Below are 6,319 nucleotides of genomic sequence, written 5' to 3'. Positions count from 1 at the left end.
TCGCGACCGCGGCCCCGATCGTGGCGGCGACCGCGGTCCGCGCCGCGAGCGCAGCGAAGGCGGCAAGGACGAAGGCCCCGAGCCCGAATTCGCGCCGGCGTTCCTGACCGAGCGCAACGACGACTGAGGCTTGCGCGGGAAAGTGGCTACCGCTTTCCCGCAAAAGCGATAGACGACCAAAAGGCATAACACCGGGAAAGCCGGGGAGGATGAAGCGGCTCGGGAGCAATCCCGGGCCGCTTTGCCGTTTGCGGCCGGAGTGATTTCAATCCGCCGTCATGCAAAGCGGCCATCGACCCAATGCCGGCCGTTGCGAACTCCGGCCGCGACATGCTTGCAAGCTGCCGTTGAGACTGGGTTAGCTTATCCAGTCGATCGTGATCGGGGCATCTATTCCGAGTACGTTATGGACAGGACAGGCATGCGCCGCTGCTTCCAATTTGACCCGCTGTCGTTCGTCGAACTTACCGGGGACACGAACATTCACCGCGATGCGAGCGATCCGTCGAGGGGCGTTAGCCATCTCTTTCGTAACGGTTGCGGTTGCGCCAACGATATCGGTGTCCATCGAGCGAGCCGCGATGCCCATGATGCTGAGAATGCAGCTTCCTAAAGACACGGACAGCAATTCGCTTGGCGAGAAGCTCTCCCCCCGCCCGTGATTGTCCTTGGCGCATCGGTAAGAACAATCGCTCCCGATTCTGCGTGCTCCGACCGGCAACGCAGACTGCCTTCGTATGAGATGATTGTTTCGAGCATTCGTAAGCTCCCCATCTACAGCATCGGCCTTTACGATCTAATGGTCGCCGGTCTGGTGTTTGCCAAGCTGGCCCAAAAACCAGTCGAGGCCCAACCACCGGTGCCGTTCCTTGCCACCTATCGCGGTGGAGACCTGAGGATTGACGCCGCTCACGGCATGAGCAATACTTCGCTACATGGTGAAGTATCAGGGATCCGCTATCGACCGCACCTTCTCCGCGCTCGCCGACCCGACGCGGCGGCATATCCTGTTGCGACTGAAGGACGAGCCCGGCCTGTCGGTGAGCGAACTCGCCCGGCCGTTGTCGCTCAAGCTTCCCGGCATGATGAAGCATCTCGACGTGCTGTCCGACGCGGGACTGATCACGCGCGCCAAGACCGGGCGCACGGTGTCGGTCAATCTGTCGGTCGGGCCGATGCAGGAGGCGATGGCCTGGCTGCAACGCTATGAGCGTCTCTGGACGGTGAGCATCGATCGGCTCATCGCCTTCGTCGAAAAGGATAGCGAATAATGGCCGACACGCTGCCGAGCGTGACCATCGTCCGCCGAATCAAGGCCTCGCCGGCCAAGGTCTGGGCAGCGATCACGCAGCCCGACCAGATGATCCAATGGTGGGGTCCCGATGCCGGGCCGACGCTTCGTGCCGACGTCGATGTCCGCCCCGGCGGCCGGTTCAGCGTCGTCTTCCGGTTGCTCAACGGCGACGAGCACAACCCCACCGGTATCTACCAGGAAGTGATCCCCGAGCGGAAGCTGGCCTTCACCTGGGACCTCCCCGGCGAGCGCGAGTCGCTTGTCACCTTCCTGCTCAAGCCGATCGACGGCGGCACCGAATTAACGTTGCTCCACGAGCATCTTCCCGACGAAGCCGAACGCCAAAGCCATGAGCAAGGCTGGATCGGCCTGCTCGACAAATTACCCCTCTTCCTTGGAGTTCGATGACATGGGCGATCTGACCCTCTTTACCTATGACTGGGTTCCCGAGCCGCCGCGCGGCTTCGTGCGCGACATCCGCTTGCGCTGGGCGCTCGAAGAAGCCGGATTGCCCTATCGCGTCGCGAGCGTGCCGTTCAAGGATCGCGGTCCCGAGCATTTCGCGCACCAGCCATTCGGCCAGATTCCCTGGCTAACCGACGGTGACCTGTCGATCTTCGAGAGTGGCGCCATCCTGCTTCATCTCGGCGGCCTGAGCGACAGGCTGATGCCGACCGATGTCCAAGGGCAAAGCGACACCAAGGAGTGGTTGTTCGCGGCACTCGCGTCGGTCGAGGCCGCGAGCCAGCCCTGGTCGTTCTTCATGTTCTCCGGCGATACCGGTGAAAACCCGATGCGGAAGTTTTTCGACGACTTTCTCGAGGCCCGGCTCAAGCATATGGAAATCGTGCTGCGCGACAAGGAATGGCTGGTCGGGAGCTTCTCGGTCTCCGACATCCTGATGTCCGATGTGTTGCGCTTGGTCGATCGGTTCGACGGACTTGCGGATTACCCTGCGTGCCGAGCTTATGTCGAGCGCGCGACGGCGCGGCCGGCGTTCGTCAAGGCGCATGCCGACCAGATGACGCATTTCGCCGCGGCGGATTGAGCCATCGCGCGTTCCCCCGTTTCGGGCGCCGATTTCGGGCAGTGCGACGACCGAAACGGGGTTGACGAATCTCCCCTCTGCAACCACTTCCGCCACGGCTCCGTCCGGAGTCGCAATCCACTCCTCCTTCGAGGGACCGATGTCTGACCAAAGTCGATCGACCGACCCTCTGAGGCGGCTGGCGGATTGAACTGACGTTCACCTCACCGGCGCCGGCTTCAGGGGGCGGTCGCAAAAATAGGTGAGTTATGAACGCAATCCGTTTCTTCGCCGGCCCCTTTCGCCGCGCGCCTCGTGTCCGTGACGTCAACGAGGTTTTCGACCAGCGCCTGACCTTCGGCGATCGCCTTGCCGATCGCGTGGCGGCGATCGGCGGCTCGTGGAACTTCATCATCGGCTTCGGCCTGTTCATGGTGGTCTGGGCCGTCCTGAATACCGTGGTCCTGACACGCCATCCCTTCGACCCGTTCCCGTTCATCTTCCTGAACCTGATGCTGTCGATGCTCGCCGCGCTCCAGGCGCCGGTCATCATGATGAGCCAGAACCGCCAGGCGGCGAAGGATCGCCTCGACATGCGGCTGGACTATGAAACCAACCTGCGGTCGGAAGCCGAGATCGCGAGCCTGCACGAGAAGATCGACTTGTTGTTGGCGATGGCCGGGGACGAGATAGCGGCACTGCGCGAGGCGGCGGGCGGCGCGAAGTAACGTCGCGCGCTCAGGTCAGCCGCCAGATCACGCAAAGGACCGTGACAAGCATCAGGGGCGTCGTGGCAGCGAGCAAGCGCTGGCAGCTCGGCCGCGCACCCTGCGCGATATCGGCGCCGGCGAGCAGCGCGGCGATCAGCACCGCCAGCATCGTCCAGAGGTGGTAGCGCAATTCGCACGCCACGCTCGCCGGCAGATAGCCTAATCCATAAAGCAGGCCCGATAACGCCAGCGGGATGACCAGGCGACGCGACGGCAGGCCGGGCGCGACCACGAGCAACCCGATCGCCAGCGCCATCCACCAGACCGGCCAGCCCAGGGGCGTGTGCGCCGACCAGCGCGCGCCGCGGTCTAACCAGGTCAGCACCGGGTTGGGCGTGAGGCGGAAGCCCCAGTCATTGGGCGGGATCTGGCCCATGACCGGGCGCTCGACCTCGTCATGGACGAGGAAGCGGATGTTGATGTTGAAATGCGTCAGCCGATGCTCGGCATAAGCGACCGGATGCGTCAGCACCGCGCCGAGCCAGTGGCGATACGGATTTTCGCCGCTCTGCTTGAACACATCGTCCATCGCGTCGAACCCGAGCGGGCAGGGATCGGGCACCCACCAGCTATAGGAATCCCAGCGCTCGGGCTTGTAGCAATGGCGATTGACCGCGACCGGATCGTCGACATCGTCGTCCGCGGGAAAGGCGTCGACCCCGCTGAACCGGGTAATGCCGCCCAGGTCGAAGATGACCAGCGATAGCCCGACCCCGCTCGGCTTGGCGCCGACCGCGCGGTTGGCGAGCGGCAGCGCGGCGGCGATCACCGCCGCGCCGATCAGCAACGCCGCGCCGAACCGCGCCCGCGTCGCGCGCCACGATGCCGGCAGCAGCGCGATCGCCAGCGGCAGGCAGGCGGGGAGTGCGTTGAAGCGCAACGTCGCCGCACAGACGATCAGGATCAGCGCGATCACGCGGGCGACGGGCTGCCCGCGCGTCGGGATCGCGACCAGGATCGCGCTGGCGGCGAGCAGCAGCGCTGCCATCAGGCTGTCCTTGATGATCTCCGCCATCAGTACGACCGAAAGCGGGAGTATCGAGGTGATAGCGAACGCGATGGCGAGCCGCCGCCGGCCCGCGCGAACCGCCCAGACGACCAGCCCGGTGAACGCCGCCCAATAAAGGCCGAGCTGGATGGCCAGCATTGGCGCGGGTCCATGCGCGATCGGCAATAGCTGCCGCCACAGCCATTCCATCGCCGGCGGGTGCCAGTCGTCGAACTCGCCGCTCAGCGCCTGGCCATATTGGCGGATCGAATCCCAGGTCATCAACCCGGGTGCATAGGCATAGGCCTGCGCGGCGCAGACGAGCGCCATCGCCAGCAGCAAGGCCGTGATCAGGCGATAGTCGGTCCAGCGGATCGGCACGCCGGCCGGTCTGCGCCGATTGACGCCGCCGACGCAAGCGCGGTTGCGATCAGTCGCGGAATCCCGGATCGATCCGATCGAGCTTCCTGAGCAACGCCGGCCAGGCGAGACGTTCGGCTGCCATCGCCATGCCGGCGGGCGGGGTCTGGCCCTTGACCTTGTCCTCGGTGCCCTGGGGCGGGTTGTAGAGATGGTCGTAGCCGGCCGACAGCATCATGACTTGCGCCTGGCAGGCGCGCTCGAGGAAATAAAGCCGCAGGAAGCAATCGCCGACGGTCTTGCCGACAGCGAGCGTGCCGTGATTGCGCAGGATCATGGCATGTTTGTCGCCGAGATCCTCGACCAGCCGCTCGCGCTCGTCGAGGTCGGTCGCGATGCCTTCATAGTCGTGGTACGCGACATTGTGCTTGGCGATCATCGCCGTTTGGGTGTGCGGCAACAGCCCGAATTCCATCGCCGACACCGCCTGGCCGTGCGGGGTGTGGAGGTGCATCACCGCCGCCGCATCGTCGCGCGCCATGTGGATCGCCGAATGGATGGTGAAGCCCGCTGGATTGACCGGATGCTCCGATTTGCCGACCGGATTGCCCTCGACATCGATCTTGACCAGGCTCGATGCGGTGATCTCCTCGAACATCATGTCATAGGGGTTGATCAGGAAATGATGTTCCGGCCCCGGCACGCGCGCCGAGAGATGGGTGAAGATGAGGTCATCCCATCCGTAAAGCGCGACCAGCCGATAGGCGGCGGCGAGATCGACCCGCGCTTCCCATTCGCCAGGGGCCATGCCGGTATCCTCGACTTTTGCCAATGTCGCCATGTCAGCCTCTCCGATTCCGTTGCGCCGAACCTAGCTCGGCGAGCGCAATCGAACAATGGGTATGGGGCGGGCCGGAGTCGACGGCGGAATAATGCGCCATCTCTCTCGAATCTGTAACATTCCCCCGGCAAGCAGCCGGCGATAGCGGGAGAAGCGACATGGCGGGACGGTGGATGGTCGGAGCGGCGGCGCTGTTCGGCTTGGGGCTCGCCCTCGGCACAGCGGCACCCGCGCAGCCGCCGGCGGATGCCCTGACGGTCGACCGCGTCGTGGTGGTGATGCGCCACGGCGTCCGCCCGCCGACCAAGAATCCCGCCATGCCCGCCAAATATGCCGCCGATGCTTGGCCCGGCTGGTCGGTCAATCCGGGGTGGCTAACCCAACATGGCGCGCAGGCCGTTGCCGCAATCGGCACCGCCGACCGCGCTTTCTACACGCGCGCCGGGTTGTTCGCGCGCGGTTGCCCCGACGCCGCGATGATCGCCGATAGCGACCAGCGGACGATCGCCACCGCTCAGGCTTATGCCGGCACGCTGGCGCCAGGATGTACGCTGGCGATCGATCATCAGCCGCAGGGTGCCGACGATCCGCGCTTTTCGGCGATCGAACAGGGCTTGGGCACGGTCGACGCACCTGCCGCCAACGCGGCGATGGCCAAGGCGATCGGGCCGGGCGGGATCGCCGCGGTCGAGGCGCGGATGCGGCCGTTGCTCAACCGGCTCGACATGATCCTGTGCGCGAAGAAGCCGGTTTGCGGGGTCGCCGCGGAGAAAACCACGATCGCGCCCGCCGCACCGAACAAGCGCCCCGATCTCACCGGTGCGCTCGACCGCGCGTCGACCGCGGCACAGATCCTGTTGCTCGAATATGCCGATGGCAAGCCGATGCGCGAGGTCGGCTGGGGCCGCGCGACTGCGACGGACGTCACGGCTTTGTCCGAATTCCACGCGCTCGAATTCGCCATTCTGGCGCGGCCCAAGCCGATCGCCGCCGCCAATATGGCCGGGCTTACCCCGCCGATCCTGCGCGCAATGGCAGG

General features: G+C 65.1%; 8 protein-coding genes. 5 read left to right on the top strand and 3 right to left on the bottom strand.

What is annotated here, in order from left to right; translation table 11 throughout:
• Nucleotides 1-358: 358 nt before the first annotated feature.
• Entirely contained in the window at nt 359-721 is a 363-nt protein-coding gene (locus SAS01S_RS23380; RefSeq protein ID WP_369405768.1) for an OsmC family protein, read from the bottom strand.
• A 214-nt stretch (nt 722-935) separates the two neighbouring features.
• Between SAS01S_RS23380 and SAS01S_RS21255 the strand changes: the two genes are divergently transcribed.
• The 4 genes from SAS01S_RS21255 to SAS01S_RS21240 all read left to right on the top strand — a co-directional run bounded on the left by SAS01S_RS21255 (nt 936) and on the right by SAS01S_RS21240 (nt 3,049).
• A complete protein-coding gene (locus SAS01S_RS21255; RefSeq protein WP_066813110.1) occupies nt 936-1,271 on the top strand; it encodes an ArsR/SmtB family transcription factor in 336 nt (111 codons plus the stop codon).
• On the top strand, nt 1,271-1,702 hold the full coding sequence (locus SAS01S_RS21250) for an SRPBCC family protein (RefSeq protein WP_066813109.1): 432 nt from the start codon (nt 1,271-1,273) through the stop codon (nt 1,700-1,702). The genes SAS01S_RS21255 and SAS01S_RS21250 overlap by 1 nt, the downstream gene beginning before the upstream one ends.
• 1 nt (nt 1,703) lies before the next feature.
• Complete coding sequence (locus SAS01S_RS21245; protein ID WP_066813108.1) at nt 1,704-2,342, top strand: glutathione S-transferase family protein; 639 nt, start codon at nt 1,704-1,706, stop codon at nt 2,340-2,342.
• 248 nt (nt 2,343-2,590) lie between these two features.
• Nucleotides 2,591-3,049, top strand: coding sequence for a DUF1003 domain-containing protein (locus tag SAS01S_RS21240; RefSeq protein ID WP_066813107.1), 459 nt, complete (start codon nt 2,591-2,593; stop codon nt 3,047-3,049).
• A 10-nt stretch (nt 3,050-3,059) separates the two neighbouring features.
• On the opposite strand, the gene SAS01S_RS21235 is transcribed toward SAS01S_RS21240, so the two are convergent.
• Nucleotides 3,060-4,460 carry a hypothetical protein gene (locus SAS01S_RS21235; protein WP_066813106.1) on the bottom strand — a complete coding sequence of 467 codons (1,401 nt, stop codon included), beginning with the start codon at nt 4,458-4,460 and terminating at the stop codon, nt 3,060-3,062.
• A 49-nt stretch (nt 4,461-4,509) separates the two neighbouring features.
• Nucleotides 4,510-5,280, bottom strand: coding sequence for a class II aldolase/adducin family protein (locus SAS01S_RS21230; RefSeq protein WP_066813105.1), 771 nt, complete (start codon nt 5,278-5,280; stop codon nt 4,510-4,512).
• 158 nt (nt 5,281-5,438) lie between these two features.
• Here SAS01S_RS21230 and SAS01S_RS21225 point away from each other — a divergent pair.
• The coding region (locus SAS01S_RS21225; protein WP_245657060.1) for a histidine-type phosphatase at nt 5,439-6,319 on the top strand (881 nt) is incomplete at its 3' end.

It is taken from the genome of Sphingomonas asaccharolytica NBRC 15499 (assembly GCF_001598355.1).
In the GTDB taxonomy this organism is placed as follows: Bacteria; Pseudomonadota; Alphaproteobacteria; order Sphingomonadales; family Sphingomonadaceae; genus Sphingomonas; species Sphingomonas asaccharolytica.
The sequence above is the reverse complement of the archived record's forward strand: the minus strand, read 5'-3'. Positions and strand labels throughout refer to the sequence as shown.